Annotated in this window: 19 protein-coding genes and 1 tRNA gene; 10 read left to right on the forward strand and 10 right to left on the reverse strand. The window is 69.6% G+C overall.

Annotated elements, in window-relative coordinates; translation table 11 throughout:
* The first annotated feature begins 49 nt into the window (after window positions 1–49).
* From AC1RN5_RS01475 to AC1RN5_RS01495, 5 genes are all read left to right on the forward strand, one after another.
* Window positions 50–124 (forward strand) — tRNA-Gly (locus AC1RN5_RS01475).
* Window positions 125–252: 128 nt separating this feature from the next.
* Window positions 253–1536: a cytochrome P450 gene (locus tag AC1RN5_RS01480; protein ID WP_493039508.1), complete on the forward strand. Its 1284-nt coding sequence runs from the start codon at window positions 253–255 to the stop codon at window positions 1534–1536.
* A gap of 61 nt (window positions 1537–1597) precedes the next feature.
* The gene (locus AC1RN5_RS01485) at window positions 1598–2167 is read left to right on the forward strand and encodes a TetR/AcrR family transcriptional regulator (RefSeq protein ID WP_493039509.1); all 570 of its coding nucleotides are present in this window, start codon (window positions 1598–1600) and stop codon (window positions 2165–2167) included.
* 92 nt (window positions 2168–2259) lie between these two features.
* Window positions 2260–3141 carry a class I SAM-dependent methyltransferase gene (locus AC1RN5_RS01490; RefSeq protein WP_493039510.1) on the forward strand — a complete coding sequence of 294 codons (882 nt, stop codon included), beginning with the start codon at window positions 2260–2262 and terminating at the stop codon, window positions 3139–3141.
* 1 nt (window position 3142) lies between these two features.
* Window positions 3143–4486 carry an MBL fold metallo-hydrolase gene (locus tag AC1RN5_RS01495; RefSeq protein WP_493039511.1) on the forward strand — a complete coding sequence of 448 codons (1344 nt, stop codon included), beginning with the start codon at window positions 3143–3145 and terminating at the stop codon, window positions 4484–4486.
* Window positions 4487–4563: 77 nt separating this feature from the next.
* On the opposite strand, the gene AC1RN5_RS01500 is transcribed toward AC1RN5_RS01495, so the two are convergent.
* Together AC1RN5_RS01500 and AC1RN5_RS01505 are read right to left on the reverse strand one after the other, a co-directional pair.
* Window positions 4564–5028, reverse strand: a complete 465-nt coding sequence (locus tag AC1RN5_RS01500; protein ID WP_493039512.1) for a MarR family winged helix-turn-helix transcriptional regulator — start codon at window positions 5026–5028, stop codon at window positions 4564–4566.
* Between the two features lie 402 nt (window positions 5029–5430).
* A complete protein-coding gene (locus tag AC1RN5_RS01505; protein WP_493039513.1) occupies window positions 5431–5721 on the reverse strand; it encodes a DUF6356 family protein in 291 nt (96 codons plus the stop codon).
* Window positions 5722–5783: 62 nt separating this feature from the next.
* On the opposite strand from AC1RN5_RS01505, the gene AC1RN5_RS01510 reads away from it, so the two are divergent.
* Both AC1RN5_RS01510 and rsgA read left to right on the forward strand, forming a co-directional pair.
* Window positions 5784–6245, forward strand: a complete 462-nt coding sequence (locus tag AC1RN5_RS01510) for an Lrp/AsnC family transcriptional regulator (protein WP_493039514.1) — start codon at window positions 5784–5786, stop codon at window positions 6243–6245.
* A 282-nt stretch (window positions 6246–6527) separates the two neighbouring features.
* Window positions 6528–7601: a ribosome small subunit-dependent GTPase A gene (gene rsgA / locus AC1RN5_RS01515; protein WP_493039515.1), complete on the forward strand. Its 1074-nt coding sequence runs from the start codon at window positions 6528–6530 to the stop codon at window positions 7599–7601.
* Here the strand turns inward: rsgA and AC1RN5_RS01520 are convergent.
* Entirely contained in the window at window positions 7598–7990 is a 393-nt protein-coding gene (locus tag AC1RN5_RS01520; protein WP_493039516.1) for a putative quinol monooxygenase, read from the reverse strand. The genes rsgA and AC1RN5_RS01520 overlap by 4 nt on opposite strands.
* 203 nt (window positions 7991–8193) lie before the next feature.
* On the opposite strand from AC1RN5_RS01520, the gene AC1RN5_RS01525 reads away from it, so the two are divergent.
* On the forward strand, window positions 8194–8796 hold the full coding sequence (locus AC1RN5_RS01525) for a sensor histidine kinase (RefSeq protein WP_493039517.1): 603 nt from the start codon (window positions 8194–8196) through the stop codon (window positions 8794–8796).
* On the opposite strand, the gene AC1RN5_RS01530 is transcribed toward AC1RN5_RS01525, so the two are convergent.
* The 3 genes from AC1RN5_RS01530 to AC1RN5_RS01540 form a co-directional block, all read right to left on the reverse strand.
* A complete protein-coding gene (locus AC1RN5_RS01530; RefSeq protein ID WP_493039518.1) occupies window positions 8793–9494 on the reverse strand; it encodes a Crp/Fnr family transcriptional regulator in 702 nt (233 codons plus the stop codon). The genes AC1RN5_RS01525 and AC1RN5_RS01530 overlap by 4 nt on opposite strands.
* 358 nt (window positions 9495–9852) lie before the next feature.
* On the reverse strand, window positions 9853–10350 hold the full coding sequence (locus AC1RN5_RS01535) for a pyridoxamine 5'-phosphate oxidase family protein (protein ID WP_493039519.1): 498 nt from the start codon (window positions 10348–10350) through the stop codon (window positions 9853–9855).
* A 154-nt stretch (window positions 10351–10504) separates the two neighbouring features.
* Window positions 10505–11044, reverse strand: a complete 540-nt coding sequence (locus tag AC1RN5_RS01540; protein ID WP_493039520.1) for an AAA family ATPase — start codon at window positions 11042–11044, stop codon at window positions 10505–10507.
* A gap of 94 nt (window positions 11045–11138) precedes the next feature.
* Between AC1RN5_RS01540 and AC1RN5_RS01545 the strand changes: the two genes are divergently transcribed.
* Together AC1RN5_RS01545 and AC1RN5_RS01550 are read left to right on the forward strand one after the other, a co-directional pair.
* Window positions 11139–12401 (forward strand): cytochrome P450, encoded by a 1263-nt coding sequence (locus AC1RN5_RS01545; protein ID WP_493039521.1) that lies wholly within the window; start codon window positions 11139–11141, stop codon window positions 12399–12401.
* A 121-nt stretch (window positions 12402–12522) separates the two neighbouring features.
* The gene (locus tag AC1RN5_RS01550; RefSeq protein ID WP_493039522.1) at window positions 12523–12921 is read left to right on the forward strand and encodes a response regulator; all 399 of its coding nucleotides are present in this window, start codon (window positions 12523–12525) and stop codon (window positions 12919–12921) included.
* Between the two features lie 33 nt (window positions 12922–12954).
* Here the strand turns inward: AC1RN5_RS01550 and AC1RN5_RS01555 are convergent, their stop codons facing one another.
* The 4 genes from AC1RN5_RS01555 to AC1RN5_RS01570 all read right to left on the reverse strand — a co-directional run bounded on the left by AC1RN5_RS01555 (window position 12955) and on the right by AC1RN5_RS01570 (window position 15105).
* On the reverse strand, window positions 12955–13089 hold the full coding sequence (locus tag AC1RN5_RS01555) for a hypothetical protein (RefSeq protein ID WP_304829386.1): 135 nt from the start codon (window positions 13087–13089) through the stop codon (window positions 12955–12957).
* A gap of 210 nt (window positions 13090–13299) precedes the next feature.
* The gene (locus tag AC1RN5_RS01560) at window positions 13300–14181 is read right to left on the reverse strand and encodes a PhzF family phenazine biosynthesis protein (RefSeq protein ID WP_493039523.1); all 882 of its coding nucleotides are present in this window, start codon (window positions 14179–14181) and stop codon (window positions 13300–13302) included.
* Window positions 14182–14220: 39 nt separating this feature from the next.
* A complete protein-coding gene (locus tag AC1RN5_RS01565; RefSeq protein ID WP_493039524.1) occupies window positions 14221–14592 on the reverse strand; it encodes a GFA family protein in 372 nt (123 codons plus the stop codon).
* A 12-nt stretch (window positions 14593–14604) separates the two neighbouring features.
* Window positions 14605–15105 (reverse strand): MOSC domain-containing protein, encoded by a 501-nt coding sequence (locus AC1RN5_RS01570; protein WP_493039525.1) that lies wholly within the window; start codon window positions 15103–15105, stop codon window positions 14605–14607.
* Window positions 15106–15189 lie beyond the last annotated feature (84 nt).

Here is a 15189-nt window from a genome sequence, read left to right on the forward strand (position 1 = left end):
GAGACCCGCTAGAGAACCCCCACTGCAAGCCTTGCTCCGCAAGGCCTTCGCGGGCGTAGCTCAGGGGTAGAGCGTCAGCTTCCCAAGCTGAATGTCGTGGGTTCGAATCCCATCGCCCGCTCCAATCTTTCCGCCATCCCACCTCCGGTCCTGACGCCCCCGTCAAAGCGCGCCCTTGTCGAACCATGTTCGGAAGGTCTCGATAGACCCAACAGCGCGTGAAAAACGCCGCGCCGGGCAGGGAGATTTTCGATGGCTGACGGAACCGTGGACATCCTGAAGGACAAGCGCGCCGCCGCCCGCAAGGCCGCCTACGAGACCCCGCTGGAGGAGCTGAGCCCCGCCCGGGCCTCGCTGTTCCGCGACGACGCCATGTGGCCGATGTTCGAGCGGCTCCGCGCCGAGAGCCCGGTCCACTACACGCCGGACTCGAACTACGGGGCCTATTGGTCGATCACCCGGTACAACGACATCCTGGCGGTGGACTCCAACCACCAGGTGTTCTCCTCGGCCAAGGGCATCACCCTGACGCCCAAGGCCGCCCAGGGGTTCCGCGACCCCAACAACACCGCCACCAACTTCATCGCCATGGACCCGCCGCGCCACGACGTGCAGCGCAAGACGGTCAGCCCGGCGGTCTCGCCCCACGCCCTGCAGATCATGGCGCCCCTGATCCGCGAGCGGGCCGGCCTGATCCTGGACTCGCTGCCGATCGGCGAGGCCTTCGACTGGGTGGACCTGGTCTCCAAAGAGCTCACCACCATGACGCTGGCGACCCTGTTCGACTTCCCCTTCGAGGAGCGGCGCAAGCTGACCCGCTGGTCGGACGCCATGACCACGGCGCCGGGCTTCGGACCGGCCGCCGACCTGATGGAGATGCGGGCGATGATGGCCGAGTGCTTCGGCTACTTCACCGAGCTCTGGAACCAGAGGGTCAACGCCGAGCCGGCCGGGGACCTGATCTCCATGCTGGCCCACGGCGAGGAGACCCGGACCATGACCCAGCAGGAGTTCCACGCCAATGTGGCCCTGCTGATCATCGGCGGCAACGACACCACCCGCAACACCATCTCCGGCTCGGTCCTGGCCCTGAACCAGAACCCCGACCAGTACGCCAAGCTGCGCGCCGACCCGTCCCTGATCCCCTCCATGGTGTCGGAGACCATCCGCTGGCAGACCCCGCTGGCCCACATGGCGCGCACCGCCACCCAGGACTTCGAGCTGGGGGGCAAGACCATCCGGGAGGGCGACAAGGTGGCCATGTGGTACGTCTCGGGCAACCGCGACGACACGGTGATCGAGAACCCCAATTCCTACATCATCGACCGGGCCCGGCCGCGCCAGCACATGTCCTTCGGCTTCGGCATCCACCGCTGCGTGGGCAACCGCCTGGCCGAGCTGCAGCTGACCATCATCTGGGAGGAGATCCTCAAGCGCTTCCCCGACATCCAGCTGCTGGCCGAGCCCAAGCGCAGCTACTCGATCTTCGTGAAGGGCTACGAGGACATGCAGGTGGTGCTGCCGTCCCGCGTCTAGACGCGCGCCGGGCTGGCCGCGGGCGGCGTCCGCGGCCATTGTCGTTCCCATGAAGCAAGACATGGCCAGCCCGGGCACGGTGCGCCGGCGCGCCCTGGACGCCGCCCGCGCCCTGCTGGAGGAGAGCGGGGCCGAGGGGGTGCAGCTGCGCGCCATCGCCGCCCGGATCGGCAGCGGGGTGGCCACCCTCTATCACCACTTCGACGACAAGGACGCCCTGCTGGCGGCGCTGGCCATCGAGGGCTGGGGCGAACTTGCCCGCAAGATCGAGGACGCCATGGCGTCCGACCGGTTCGCCCACCGGATCGACGGGGCGTCGTCGGCCTTCCTCAGCTTCATCCGCCGCCATCCCCAGCTCTACGCCCTGATGCAGACCGAGCAGGCCCTGGCCGCCAACCGGGAGGTCCGCGCCGCCGAGCAGCAGGCCTTCGCCAGCTTCCAGACCGCCTTCCGCGGCGACGCGCGCGTGCCGCCCGAGCGGGTGGAGGAGATCTCCCTGGTGATCTGGGTGCTGGGCCGCGGCATCGCCTCGGCGGTGCTGATGCAGGGGGAGGGGGAGGCCGCCGACGAACTGGTGCGCCGGGTGATCTCGGGCTTCGGCTTCCTGCTGTCGCCGCGCTTCGCCGGCTAGGAACCCGTCCCGCCGCGCCGGCGGTTATGGTTAAGCGACTGTTAACCACGCCTTGCCACCCTGGGTCGGTCAGCTTCTGAAGGATCACCGGCGTGACCGACCTCGCGATTCAGCCCGAGGGGTGGCGGCGCGTCACGCCCACCCCCAGCTCCGAGGAGCTGAAGGCCTTCTACGCCCAGGAATATTTCCAGCAGTCGCACGGCACCTATGCCCCGGCCTATACCGAGACCGAACTGGCCCACCGCGAGCTGCTGGCCCGGCAGATGCTGGCGGCGATCGCGCAGGCGCGGTCCGGCGCGGCCCCCGGCGCCCTGCTGGAGATCGGCTGCGGCGAGGGCTGGCTGATGGCCGCGGCCCAGGCCGAGGGCTACGACGTCCACGGCCTCGACTTCTCCCGCGACGGCCTGGCGCGGTTCAATCCGCAGCTTCTGGACCGCGCGGAGTTCGGCGACGCCTTCGAGAGCCTGGACCGGCTGATCGACGCCGGCCGCCGGGTCGATGTCTGCGTCATGGAGCACGTGCTGGAACACGTCGTCGACGCCGAGGCCCTGCTGGTGCGCCTGCCGCGCCTGCTGAACCCGGGCGGGGTGGTGGCCATCACCGTGCCCAACGACTACAGCCCCCTGCAGCTGGCCGCGCGGGAGGCCGGGGTCATCGACCGGGACTTCTGGCTCGCCCCGCCCCAGCACCTGAACTACTTCAACGCCGCCAACCTGCCGCCGCTGCTGGACCGGCTGGGCTTCGATCTGAAGCTCGGCTTCGCGACCTTCCCCATCGACTGGTACCTGATGCACCCCGGCTCGAACTACATCGCCGATCCCACGGCGGGGAAGGGGGCGCACCGGGCGCGCATGGCCATCGACCTGATCCTGGCCCGGGAGGGCATGGCCGCCTATCTCAACCTGGCCAAGGCCCTGTTCGGCTGCAACGCCGGGCGCAGCGTGACGGTCATCGCCCAGCCGCGGGCCGCCTGACATGCAGATCCGCTACGTCGCCAACGCCTGTTTCCTGATCACCCTGTCCACCGGCGAGCGCCTGCTGACCGACCCCTGGTTCGACGGGCCCTGCCAGCAGACCTGGTGGAACTTCCCTCCGGTTCCCGACGCCCTGAAGGCCGAGATCTGGGCCTGCGCGCCCGACGCCATCTATATCAGCCACCTGCACCACGATCATCTGCACCCGCAGACCCTGGCGCCCTTCGACCGCGCCACCCCCATCGTGATCGGCAAGCTGAACACGCCCAACCTGCGCAACGCCCTGCGCGCCCTGGGCTTCACCCACATCACCGAATACCCCTTCGAGACCCGCGCCCCCCTGGGCGGCAAGGGGGCGAGCTTCGTACTGTTCAAGGATTTCCACGGCAACACGGTCGGCGACGCGACCCAGGTCGACTACGACCTGGACACCTCGATCTACCTCTGGGACGCCGACGGGACCGCCCTGTTCAACGCCGTCGACAACACCATCCTGCCCCCCGACGCCGCGCGGATCGCCGAGACCTACGGGCGGCCGGACGTGGCCATCCTGCCCTACGCCTCGGCCTCGCTCTATCCCATGGCCATGGGCGACTATGACGACGCGGCCAAGGCGGCGGCCACCGCGGCCCTGCGCCGCCGCACCGGGGGGAACTTCCGCGAGGTGTTCAAGGCCCTGGGCCCGCGCGCCGTGGTCCCGGCCGGCGGCGAATATGTGCTGGGCGGACCGGCGGCGGCCCTGTCGCGGTTCCTGCCCCAGCCCCTGGAGAGCGAACTCGCCCAGGAGCTGGCGAGCCTGGGCCAGGGCGAGACCCTGGCCAAGCTCTATCCCGGCGACGTGCTCGACAGCGCCGGCCTGACCGTGACCCAGGACCCCCGCGCCCCCTATCGCGGCTTCACCGACGCCGACCGCGCCGGCTACGCCCTGACCCTGGCCGACCAGGCGCCCAGCTTCACCCAGACGCACCTGCCGCCCGACCTGGCCTTCGACTGGAACCGGGCCCTGCGCAAATGCGCCGCCAACTACGCCGCCCGCTGCGCGAAGATGGGCCTGGAGCTGAGCGCCGACATCTATCTGGACGCCCGCCGGCCCGACGGGTCGCGCGCCCTGCTGTTCCGCTTCGCCACCGATTCAGAGGCCTGCGGCCTGTTCGACGCCGTGGAGGAAGGCGACCGCGCCCGGCTGATCTATGAACTGGACGAGCGGCTGCTGTTCAACCTGATCACCGCCCTGCTGTCCTGGAACGCCATGGAGGCCAGCGCCCTGATGACCCTGCGCCGCGCGCCGGACGTCTACATGCACGACGTCCACCGCTCGATCGTGCACTTCACCCTGCTGAGCTAGAGCGCAATCCGACGAAGTGGACACCGGTTCGCCGGAAAATTGCGCGACAAGACAGCAAGCTGGAGCGCCGCTCCGATTCAATCGGAGCGGATCACGCTCCAGGTCCGCGGCGCCAGCCGCTCGCTGGCGTGGGTGAGCACCCGCAGGGCCGCGGCCAGGTCGGCCTCGGGCAGGTCGCCGAAGGCGTGGGCCCGCAGTTCGCGGCCGATCCGGACGCCCTCCTGGTGGATCGCCTCGGCGGCCGGCGTGATCTGCAGGATCTTGGCGCGGCGGTCATTGGCCGCGCGCCGGCGCTGCACCAGGCCCTGGGCCTCCAGCGCCGCGATGATCCGCGCCAGGCTGGGCTCGTCGGCGCCCAGCATCCGGGCCAGCTCGCGCTGGTTTATCCCCTCGGCGGCCTCGGAAATCCGCGACAGGGCCATCCAGCGCAGGTTGGTCTGTCCCATGGCCGCCATCTGCTCATTGAACAGCGCCGTCCAGCGCCGCTGCGCCAGGCCGATGGCCCGGCCAAGGGCTTCATAGGGATCCGGTTCGTCTGACAATTCGAATACCGAGGGTCTCAGCTCTAAGGGCGGCTGCGGTCTTCGCATCGACCGGTCGAAAAATGAAGCAAATATTCGCAGGAGCAGCGGCGCGGAGGGATCGTTGGTTGTTTAGGACAACAAATCCGTATGGTTATCTCTTTCTGAAAACGAGAAGTCTTCAACCTTCTAGGGAAAGTTGAGCATCGATCAGGTCAAATTTGGACACTTGATAAGTTATCCGCTTCAGCCAGGCGCGCCACCGCGTCTGCGGCTGGCGCGGAATCCGGGCTGGCGCCTGGCCAATGCGGATCGCCCTGACCAGCCTGCCCGTCGCCGACCCTGACACGGCCAGCCTCTTCTAGCTCGGCCCCCGGGGCTTCGCTTTGATCTCGGACAACTCACCGGGACCTGATCGAGCCCCTAGATCTGCACGAGGGTCTCGTCGTGGCGGGGCAGGCGGCCGCGCAGGGCCATGGTCCCGTGCAGGCGGGCGACGCAGGCGCTGGCGGTCTTCTCGAACAGGAAGGGGAAGACCGCGTGGATCACGCAGGCGATCCCGGCGCCGATCAGGGTCCAGCCGAAGCCGGCCGCGGCGGCCATGTGCTCGCCATAGGTCTCGCCCACCTGGTGGGGATGTCGGGTGAAGCTCTCGATCATGGCGCGCCCCTTGTCTGCTGAGGCCAGGATGCGGCGGGCCGCCGAGAGGATCATTGTCGATTTCGCCGGTGAACCCGGGTAGAAGAGAAGAATATTCTCCAATCGTGGCGATCTGCATGGACAATCTTCTCGATCCCATCGACCGGCGCATACTGCGGGAGCTGCAGGCCGACGCCACCATCGCCATCGCCGACCTGGCCGAGCGGGTGGGCCTGTCCCAGACCCCCTGCTGGAAACGGGTTAAGCGCCTCACCGACTCCGGCGTCATCGAGCGGCGCGTGGCCCTGCTGGACCGCGAGAAGCTGGACCTGTCCCTGGTGGTCTTCGTCTCGGTCCGCACCGCCCGCCACGACGAGGCCTGGCTCAACGCCTTCGCCAAGGGCGCCTCGGCCCTGCCCGAGGTCGTGGAGTTCTACCGGATGAGCGGCGAGACCGATTACCTGCTCAAGGTGGTGGTGCGCGACATCGGCGCCTATGACCGCTTCTACAAGCGCCTGATCGCCACGGCGGAACTGGGGGACGTCTCCTCCTCCTTCGCCATGGAGCAGATCAAGTTCACCACCGCCCTGCCGCTCTAATACGTCATCCCGGACGGCCGCCAGGCCGATCCGGGACCGCGAAGCGCGGCGCGTAGCTGCGCTGCGGCCGGGATGACGAGGTGGTTTCGCCTCTCACTTGACCCCGCTGAACCCCGCGCCTAGCTTCTGCCCATCGACCACGCGCCCGGAAAGGAGGGTTTCGAAGATGACTGTGCTCCTCCAGACCCCCCTCCGCTGCGCCGCCGACCGGGTATTCTGATACCTTAGACCTCTCCGTCGGCCGGGCGCTCAAACGCGACCCTCGATCGACGGATCATTCCATTGCTTAAGACCTATGGTTGGAGCGACACGCTCCAGACCCACTTCCAACCCTTCGCGGCGCGCGGGCTGACGCCCGGCCGCGTCACCGTCCAGCAGCGCGGCCTCTACCGCCTGGCCACCCTCGACGGCGATCTCTCCGCCGAGCTTTCCGGCCGCCTGGCCCACGAGGCCGGCGAGGGCGGCTATCCCGTGGCCGGGGACTGGGTGGCCTGCGCCGCCCGGCCCCAGGAGGGGGCGGCCACCATCCATGCCGTCCTGCCGCGCTCCAGCGTCTTCGTCCGCAAGGCCTCGGGCCCCAATGTCGCCCCGCAGACGGTGGCGGCCAATGTCGACATCGCCCTGCTGACCGCCTCCCTCAACGCCGACCTCAGCCTGCGCCGCCTGGAACGCTACCTGGCCGTGGCCTGGGAGAGCGGCGCCCAGCCGGTCATCGTGCTCACCAAGGCCGACGCCTGCGACGACGTCGAGGCCCTGACAGCGCAGGTGGAGTCCATCGCCATCGGCTGCCCGGTCCACGCCGTCTCGGCCGTGACCGGCCAGGGCCTCGACGCCCTGGCCGCCCTGCTGGGCCCGGGCCAGACCGCCGTCCTGCTGGGCTCGTCGGGGGTGGGCAAGTCCACCCTGGTCAACGCCCTGGCCGGCCAGGCCCTGATGGCCACCCAGGAGATCATCGAGGAGGGGGCGCGGGGCCGCCACACCACCACCCACCGCGAGCTGATCCTGCTGCCCTCCGGGGGCCTGGTGCTGGACACGCCGGGCATGCGCGAGCTGGGGCTGTGGGACAGCGAGGCCGGGGTCGCCGCCACCTTCGGCGACATCGAGGCCCTGGCGGCCCGCTGCCGTTTCGGCGACTGCGCGCATCGCACCGAGCCCGGCTGCGCCGTGCGGGCGGCGCTGGAGGATGGCAGCCTCGATCCCGGCCGCTGGAAGAGCTTCTCCAAGCTGCAGCGGGAGCTGGCCCACCTGGAGGCCAAGGACGACCCCCTGGTCCGGGCCGAGGTGCGCAAGGTCTGGATCGCCCGCCACAAGGCCGGCCGCGCCCAGATGAAGCACCGATGGAAGGAGAGGGACTAGGCCTTGGCCAGGCCGTGGCCGCCCACCGGGGTGGTCACGGTCCCGGGCGCCATGTCGGCCAGGATCGGGCGGGCCTTGGCGATGGCCTCGCGCACGGAGGGGAGGGCCAGCGAGGCCTGGTGGCTGGCCTGGCTGTCCCAGACCTCGGTGATCCAGATGGCCTCCGGGTCGGCCGGGTCCTGGGCCACCACATAGCTCAGGCAGCCGGGCATGCCCGAGATCCCCTCCAGCAGGATCGCGATCAGGGCGTCCCTCTGGCCCGGCTTGGCGGTCATCTTGCCGATCAGTCCGTACATGGGCGGGGCTCCATTGGCGGCGGCCAGGACGGGGCCGCCCAGGGTGGCGGTGGCCGCGACGCCGGCCAGCAGGGTGCGTCTTTGCCGATTCATGGACCGATCCTAGCCCGGAACCTGCGGGGCGGTCCGCTCCCAGGTGATGATGGCGCGCGCGGCCTGCGCGACTTTTCGCCTCTGAGGATAGGTTTTGTGCAGCGGCGGCCGAATTCCTGCGATATCTGTCGCCGGTCCGACGGACGAGGGCGTTTCGCCCGGTTCTACTTCAGATCATATTCACCGCGTGGGGCCGCGGCCGCATGAGCGACGAGACCAATGATCGTGACGCGCGGGCCGCCTCGGACCTGCGGCACCGGATGGCCAACACCTTCCAGCTGATGTCGGCGCTCGGCCGCATGCGCAGCCAGCGGGCCGCCGAGCCGGAGGCGCGCCGCCAGCTTCTGTGGATGGCCGACGCCATCGGCACCCTGGGCGCCCTGGAACGCCACCGCACCCCCGAAGGCGTCGACTTCACCGCCTATCTCGCCGAGATGGCGCCGGTCTGGCGCCGCCGCCACGCCTCGCGCAAGGCCGAGGTGCGGGTCTCGGCCATCCAGCTCTTCACCCCCGACACGGCGGCCTCAACCCTGGCCCTGATCGCCCAGGAGCTGGTGGGCAACGCCCTGTCCCACGGCTATCCCGGCGACCGGCCGGGCATGGTCGAGCTCAGCCTGCTGAAGACCGAGGACGGCCGCTACGAATTGACGGTGACCGACGACGGCTGCGGCTTCGATCCCGGATCGCCGGCGGCGCGCGAGCGCTTCGGGCTGTGGTTCATCCGCAGCCTGGCCGCCCAGGTGCGCGGCGAGTTCTCGCTGACCTCCCAGCCCAGCGTCACCGCCAAGCTGACCTTCCCGCTCTAGGCCTCGCCCACCGGGGCCGGCAGCAGCCGCTCATAGGTGCGGCGGACCACGCCGTAGCATTCGCAGGCCATGGCCTCGAGTCCCGCCCGGTCCAGGATGTCCACCACCCCGCGCCGATAACGGATGTAGCCGCGGGCCTGCAGGGTCCGCGCCACGGCGGTGACGGTGGTGCGCTGCACCCCCAGCATGTCGGCCAGGAACTCCTGGGTCAGGGCCACGGTGTCGGTGGAGATCCGGTCGCGGCAGGTCAGCAGCCAGCGGCAGAACCGCGCCTCCACCGAGTGCAGGGCGTTGCAGGCCACCGACTGGGCGGCGTGGCCGAACAGGGCCTCGGTGTGGTTGTCCACCAGGACGCGGATGCGGGGGCTGCGCTCCCAGGCCTCGTGCAGCTGGGCGGCGCTGATCCGCGCCGCGCGGCAGGGGGTCTGGACGATGGCCCGGGACAGGGACTGGCGCGGCGCCACGGCGGCGGTCAGGCCCAGGGCGCCCTCGCGGCCGATGGTGGCGCTCTCGATGGCCGCGCCGCTCTCCATCAGGGTCAGCAGCGAGATCACCCCGTCATGGGGGAAGTAGACGGTGTCGATGAGGTCGCCGGGATCGTAGAGCAGTCGCCCCCGTTCCAGGTCCAGATGGGTCAGGTGCGGGGCCACCAGGCCATAGTCGGCCGGCGTCAGGGCGGCGAGCAGACGGTTTTGCAAGGAACGAAGAAGCCTTTGCATCGGGGAATCGAACGTCGCCGGACGGCGAAGGTTGCAAGTTATCGAGGCCGCGGGGCGCAGACTGTCGAGAACGCGACACAATTCCGAAATGCAGTTAGTAAAATCAAGGCATAGATCGGGGTCGCGTAATGCTCACTCCGCTTTGAATAATTCGGAGCCTCGCCGTTGATTGCATTCGCGGTCGTCTATTGATCTCCGAGACTCTCTCGCAAGATCATCCTGCCCTTGCTCTTCACCTTGGCGGTTCATCTCTATCCGCTGAGTAGGACATCACCAAAAGAACGCCCCGCCGCGGGCCACGGCGGGGCGAACGCTTCCTCGGGGTTCGGCTGACCCCTTAGTGGAAGTTCAGATTGGCGCTGCCGCCCACGTCGGGGGTCGTGTGGGTGGCGTTGGCCTTGGCGATCTCCCAGGCGAACTTGGCCGGGCCGCCCTGGCTGACCCAGACCTGGGCGTTGTCGCAGTCCAGGCAGAGCAGGGTCAGGTGGGGGTCGTCCTTGCCGTCCGGGTACCAGGCGGCCACGACGGCGTTCCAGTACTTGGCGATCCGGTCGGGGTCGTGCTGCAGGGTCAGTTCCCCGGCGATGCAGGCCTGGAAGTCCTTCTGCTGGTGCACGAACATGGCGGGCTTGCCCTCGCCGATCTCGCGGGCCAGGTCGGTGTCGGTGCGGGTGAAGAACCAGATCTGGTTGGTCTTCGGCTCCACGAAGGCGGTCATCGGCTGGGTGTGGTGGGCCGCGGCGCCTGTGATCCCCAGCATGCCGGTGTTGTGCTTCTCGATCTCGTCCCACAGCCGACGTTCGACGTCGGCGCGGTTGGTCATGTCGGTGCTCATGGGGAGGCTCCTGGATTGCGGGGGTTCGTTGCTGAATCAACCCCAGGGCCGGCCGCAGGTTCCGACGACTAGCCGACGCTTCGCCCGTTTCGGCCCCTAGAGCGCGTCAGGGTTAAGTGGAAGCCCGTTAACCCGTCCGACGCGCCCTCTCCTCTCAGCCCGCCAAGCCGAACCGCCCCGCCTCGATCCCCTCGCGCACCCGCTCGGCCAGGGCGGGCGGGGTCAGCCGGCCGCTGTCGAGGCGGTGGCGGGCGTCCTCGGCGGCGAACAGGTCGTAGAGCGCCACATAGGGCGCGTAGTCGGCCACCGGATCGTCGGTCCGGTCCCGCGCCCGGGCCGCCGCCGTCGCCTGGTCGGGGATCAGCACCACGAAGTCCAGGGTCAGGCCCGCCTCCCGGGCTGCTTCCACGAAGGCCTGCTTGACCCAGTCGGTGATGATGCCGTCGGCCACCACCTCGTAGCCGCCCGCCGCGTAGGTCGCCGCCGTCCGCGCCATGGCCGCCACCACCACCAGGTTCTGCGGGTGGGACTCCGGCGTCCAGGGGGCCAGCCAGCCCTTCTTGATGGCGCGGTAGAAGTCGTCGGTGTGCAGGTGGACCGCCAGGGGCCCCGGGGCGTTGGCGCAGAGCAGGGGCGCCACCGTGGTCTTGCCGGCCCCCGGCGGCCCGGTGAGCAGGATGATGCGGCCGGCCATGGACGCCTCCGACAATGGACAGGGAGCCGGCGATGGTCTCTGATCCGCATAACGACGGTCAAGCTCAGGGCCGCGCAATTCCAGGGAGGCCGCCATGGCCGACGGCGCACGCATCGCTGCGGAGGCCCGCGAGAAGGCCTACGCCACCCCGCTGGAGGCCTTCCACGTCGGCGACCCGGAGCTGTTCCGCACCGACACCCACTGGCCCTGGTTCGAGCGCCTGCGGGCCGAGGATCCGGTCCACTACTGTCCCGCCAGCGAGTTCGGCCCCTATTGGTCGGTGACCCGCTTCGAGGACATCGTCGCCGTCGACGGCGACCCCGTCACCTTCTCCTCCAGCTCCGAGCTGGGGGGCATCGCGCTCGGCGACTCCTTCGAGGCCGCCGCCGGCGCCAGCTTCATCAGCCGCGACAGCCCCAGCCATGAGGCCCAGCGCCGGGTGGTGACCCCGATGTTCGCCTCGGCGGCCCTGGCCGCCCTGGAGCCCCTGATCCGCAGCCGCGCCGCCGCCATCCTCGACGAGCTGCCGGTGGGGGAGACCTTCGACTTCGTCGAGAAGGTCTCCGTCGAGCTCACCGGCCAGATGCTGGCCACCCTGCTGGACTTCCCCTTCGAGGAGCGCCGCCTGCTGCCCCGCGCCTCGGACCTGCTGCTGGCCGCCCCGATCCTGGGCGGCGGCTCGCCGGCCGGGGAGCCCGCCCGCCAGGCCGAGCTGATGGCGACCTTCACCAAGCTGGTGGCGCTGTGGGGCCAGCGCGCCGCCGAGCCCCCGGCCGACAACCTGATCTCCATGCTGGCCCACGACCCGGCCACCGACGGCGGCGGCGACCCCTACAAATATATCGGCAACCTGGTCCTGCTGATCGTCGCCGGCAGCGACACCACCCGCCACTCCATCACCGGCGGCCTGCTGGCCCTCAACGAGAACCCGGACCAGTACGCCAGGCTGCGGGCCGATCCCGGCCTGATCCCCGGCATGGTGCCCGAGATCATCCGCTACCAGAGCCCGGTGGCCCACATGCGCCGCACCGCCACCGCCGAGGCGGTGATCGGCGGCAAGACCATCGCCAAGGGCGACAAGGTGGCCATGTGGTACGTCTCGGGCAACCGCGACGGCTCGGCCATCGCCGACGCCGACGCCTTCGTCATCGACCGCGAGCGCCCCCGCCATCACGTGGCCTTCGGCTTCGGGGTCCACCGCTGCGTCGGGCAACGCCTGGCCGAGATGCAGTTGCGGGTGGTCTGGGAGGAGATGCTCAAGCGCTTCCCGGTCATCGAGGTGGTGGGCGAACCCCGCCGCCTGCGCTCCAACTTCGTGAAGGGCTACGAATACCTGCCGGTGCGCATTCCAGCCTGAATAGTGTTCGAATACTGTTCGAGCTTAAGCATGGTTTGTCGGCTATCCGACAAATAATCCCTGGATGATGGAAACAATCTGTCTCTCGGAGGTTGAGTAATCTCCTAGAGGTTTGAAAGTCATGTTCCCGAAACCCACTACGTTTGTCGATGACGATCCCATCCTGTTCGTCGATGATGACGCCCTGTGCAGCTTGGACACCTGCACTGCCCTGCGAGAGCTTGGCTATAACGTGCTCTGCGCTCACACAGCCCAGGGCGCCCTGGACACCCTGGGGGCCCGGCGGGCCCTGACCGCCCTCGTCACCGACATCGACCTGGGGGAGGGTCCCGACGGGTTCGAGGTCGCGCGGGCCGCCCGGCTCACCTATCCGAACCTGGCGGTGGTGTTCATTTCGGGCACGGCGGCGGCCCGCCACGCGGCCGAGGGCGTCTGCCGCTCGGAGTTCATCGCCAAGCCGTATCAGCCGCAGCAGATCGCCGAGGCCCTGGATCGCACCATGGGGCTGGAAGCCGCCTAGCGATCGGCGCGCGAAGGCGGGGCCGGTCGGGGTCTAGTCCTTCGGAGCCTTCTCGGCGGCGGCGGCGGCTTTCTTCTCGGCCTTGGCGGCCGCCTTCTGGGCGTCCTTGGCGGCCTTGGCCTTGTCGCGTTCCATCCGCTCGAAGCTGTAGTTGGGTGTCCGCGCCATGTTGGGCCGCTCTCCTGCAAGTCAGTCGCTTATCTGGCGTATCGCACCCCGCGCCGCAAGCGTGACACACTGACAACCGCTCATCCCGGCGAAGGCCGGGACCCAGGTTCATCCCGGACGCGCGCGATTTATCCCAGGCTCAGCCTCGGATGCGCATCCGACTTCGGTGGGTTTCACCTGGATCCCGGCCTTCGCCGGGACGAGCGGGGATTACAGCGTCACCTCGCCCCGGAACATCGGGGCGCAGCCGCCCCCCACCGTGGCCCGCACCCCGTCGGAGGTCCGCCGGGCGGTGGCCTTCAGCACGCTGGGCCGCCCCATCTCCACCCCCTGGCTGATGCTGAAGGCGCCCTCCTCGGCCCCGGACAGCGACACCAGCAGGGCCGCCAGGGTCGCATTGGCGCTGCCGGTCGCCGGATCCTCATAGGTGCCGGCCAGGGGCGCGAACATGCGCGCCCGGATGTCCTGGCCGTCGCGCACATAGATCAGCAGGGAGTAGCGCCCCGCCAGGTCCGGCCGTCCCGCCTCGGCCTTGCGGAAGGCGGCCACGTCGGGCTCGGCGCGGCTCAGCGAGTCCGCCGTCACCTGGGCGATGATGAAGGGGACCCCCACCGTGGCCAGGATCGGGGTGTGGGCCGTGGTCAGCACGTCGCCCACCGCCAGGCCGGCGCAGGCCGCCACCTCCTGCGCCGGGATCTCCGCCCCGGTGGTGAGCGCCTGCGGCGCGGCGATCACCGCCCCCCTCGGCGCGCCGGCGGCGTCGCGGTCGATGTCCACCTTCACCAGGCCGGCGATCATCTCCAGGGTCAGGGCGCCCTCATGGCCCATCGTGGCCAGGACGTAGCCGGTGCCGATGCTGGGGTGGCCGGCGAAGGGCATCTCGCCGGTGCGATGGAAGATCCGCACCCGGGCGGTGTGGGCCGGGTCCTGCGGCGGCAGGACGAAGGTGGTCTCAGACAGGTTCATCTCGCCAGCCAGGGCCAGCATCTGGGCGTCGCTCATGCCGCGGGCGTCGGTGAACACCGCCAGGGGATTGCCGCCGAAGGGGCGGTCGGTGAAGACGTCGAGGGTGACGAAGGCGTAGGTCGGCATGGCGGGGTTCCGGTGAAGCTTCACGGCCTTTGCCATGAATTAGCCAGTTGGCAAAGTCCCAAAGATGTAGTGGCCCAGGGTCGCGAAATCGTGGGCGCCGTCCAGCCGCTTCACCCGCATGCCCTCCAGCACCTCCGGCGGCATCAGCCGCGCGTTCACCCCCATGCGCAGATAGGCCGGATCGAGCGACTTCCAGTGGGTGATGCAGCCGCAGGTCGGGCAATGGTGGGTGGTCAGCGTCCTGTCGCCCTGCAGGTAGGCCACCGTCTCGCCGTGGATCTCCACCCCCTGCTTGTAATAGGCCCACAGGGCCCCGTGCTTGTGACAGAGACTGCAGTTGCAGTCGGTCACCTCGGTCGGCGCCTCGGCCTCGAAGGTGACGGCGCCGCAGTGGCAGGCGGCCTGGATCATGCGGGAGCTCCTCTAGTCCGCGGGCAGGACCTCGAGACTATCGCCGAGGCGCACCGTCCCGCCATCCAGGATTCGCGCCGTGATCCCGCCGTGGCCGCGCACGGCGTTGTAGCCGCCGACGCCCAGGATCGCCTCCATCCGCGAGCAGGGATGGCACTCGCCGCTATAGGCCAGCAAGGCGCCGCCCAGGCGGAAGCGCTTCTCCTTGCACGCCAGCAGGTTGACGCCCCGCACCACGACGTTGCGCCTCAATTCCTCCGGCCCGACGGCCTCGCGGCCCAGATAGCTGGCGATGGCCGCCAGGTCCTCGGCCTGGATCAGGGTCACCTGCCGCCCGCCGTTGTTGCGGGTGCGGTAGCGGTCGCCCTCGATCCCCTGGGCGGCGACCAGGGTGGCGGACTCCACCGGCGTCATCGGCGCGTGGGCCGCCGGCCGCAGACCGATCCAGGTGACGGCGCCGGCGCGCACCGGGGCGGTCATCAGGCGGGCGAGGGGCGAGTTGGGGTTCAGCATGGCGGGTCCTTGCCACACCCGTCCTGGAGGCATCCAGCGGCATGACCGATTGTTAAGGACCGGGGCCGTTTCCCCGGTCCGCGG

Source organism: Phenylobacterium sp. GW821-FHT12F10 (assembly GCF_058806695.1).

Excerpts from the sequence above, each read along its gene's own strand:
- AC1RN5_RS01535 (WP_493039519.1), bottom strand. The coding sequence starts at position 10,350 with ATGAGCACCGACATGACCAACCGCGCCGACGTCGAACGTCGGCTGTGG.
- AC1RN5_RS01560 (WP_493039523.1), bottom strand. The coding sequence starts at position 14,181 with ATGCCGACCTACGCCTTCGTCACCCTCGACGTCTTCACCGACCGCCCC.
- AC1RN5_RS01510 (WP_493039514.1), top strand. The coding sequence starts at position 5,784 with ATGGACAATCTTCTCGATCCCATCGACCGGCGCATACTGCGGGAGCTG.
- AC1RN5_RS01480 (WP_493039508.1), top strand. The coding sequence starts at position 253 with ATGGCTGACGGAACCGTGGACATCCTGAAGGACAAGCGCGCCGCCGCC.
- AC1RN5_RS01550 (WP_493039522.1), top strand. The coding sequence starts at position 12,523 with ATGTTCCCGAAACCCACTACGTTTGTCGATGACGATCCCATCCTGTTC.
- AC1RN5_RS01570 (WP_493039525.1), bottom strand. The coding sequence starts at position 15,105 with ATGCTGAACCCCAACTCGCCCCTCGCCCGCCTGATGACCGCCCCGGTG.
- AC1RN5_RS01555 (WP_304829386.1), bottom strand. The coding sequence starts at position 13,089 with ATGGCGCGGACACCCAACTACAGCTTCGAGCGGATGGAACGCGACAAG.
- AC1RN5_RS01565 (WP_493039524.1), bottom strand. The coding sequence starts at position 14,592 with ATGATCCAGGCCGCCTGCCACTGCGGCGCCGTCACCTTCGAGGCCGAG.
- AC1RN5_RS01525 (WP_493039517.1), top strand. The coding sequence starts at position 8,194 with ATGAGCGACGAGACCAATGATCGTGACGCGCGGGCCGCCTCGGACCTG.
- AC1RN5_RS01545 (WP_493039521.1), top strand. The coding sequence starts at position 11,139 with ATGGCCGACGGCGCACGCATCGCTGCGGAGGCCCGCGAGAAGGCCTAC.
- AC1RN5_RS01540 (WP_493039520.1), bottom strand. The coding sequence starts at position 11,044 with ATGGCCGGCCGCATCATCCTGCTCACCGGGCCGCCGGGGGCCGGCAAG.
- AC1RN5_RS01520 (WP_493039516.1), bottom strand. The coding sequence starts at position 7,990 with ATGAATCGGCAAAGACGCACCCTGCTGGCCGGCGTCGCGGCCACCGCC.
- AC1RN5_RS01495 (WP_493039511.1), top strand. The coding sequence starts at position 3,143 with ATGCAGATCCGCTACGTCGCCAACGCCTGTTTCCTGATCACCCTGTCC.
- AC1RN5_RS01505 (WP_493039513.1), bottom strand. The coding sequence starts at position 5,721 with ATGATCCTCTCGGCGGCCCGCCGCATCCTGGCCTCAGCAGACAAGGGG.
- AC1RN5_RS01485 (WP_493039509.1), top strand. The coding sequence starts at position 1,598 with ATGGCCAGCCCGGGCACGGTGCGCCGGCGCGCCCTGGACGCCGCCCGC.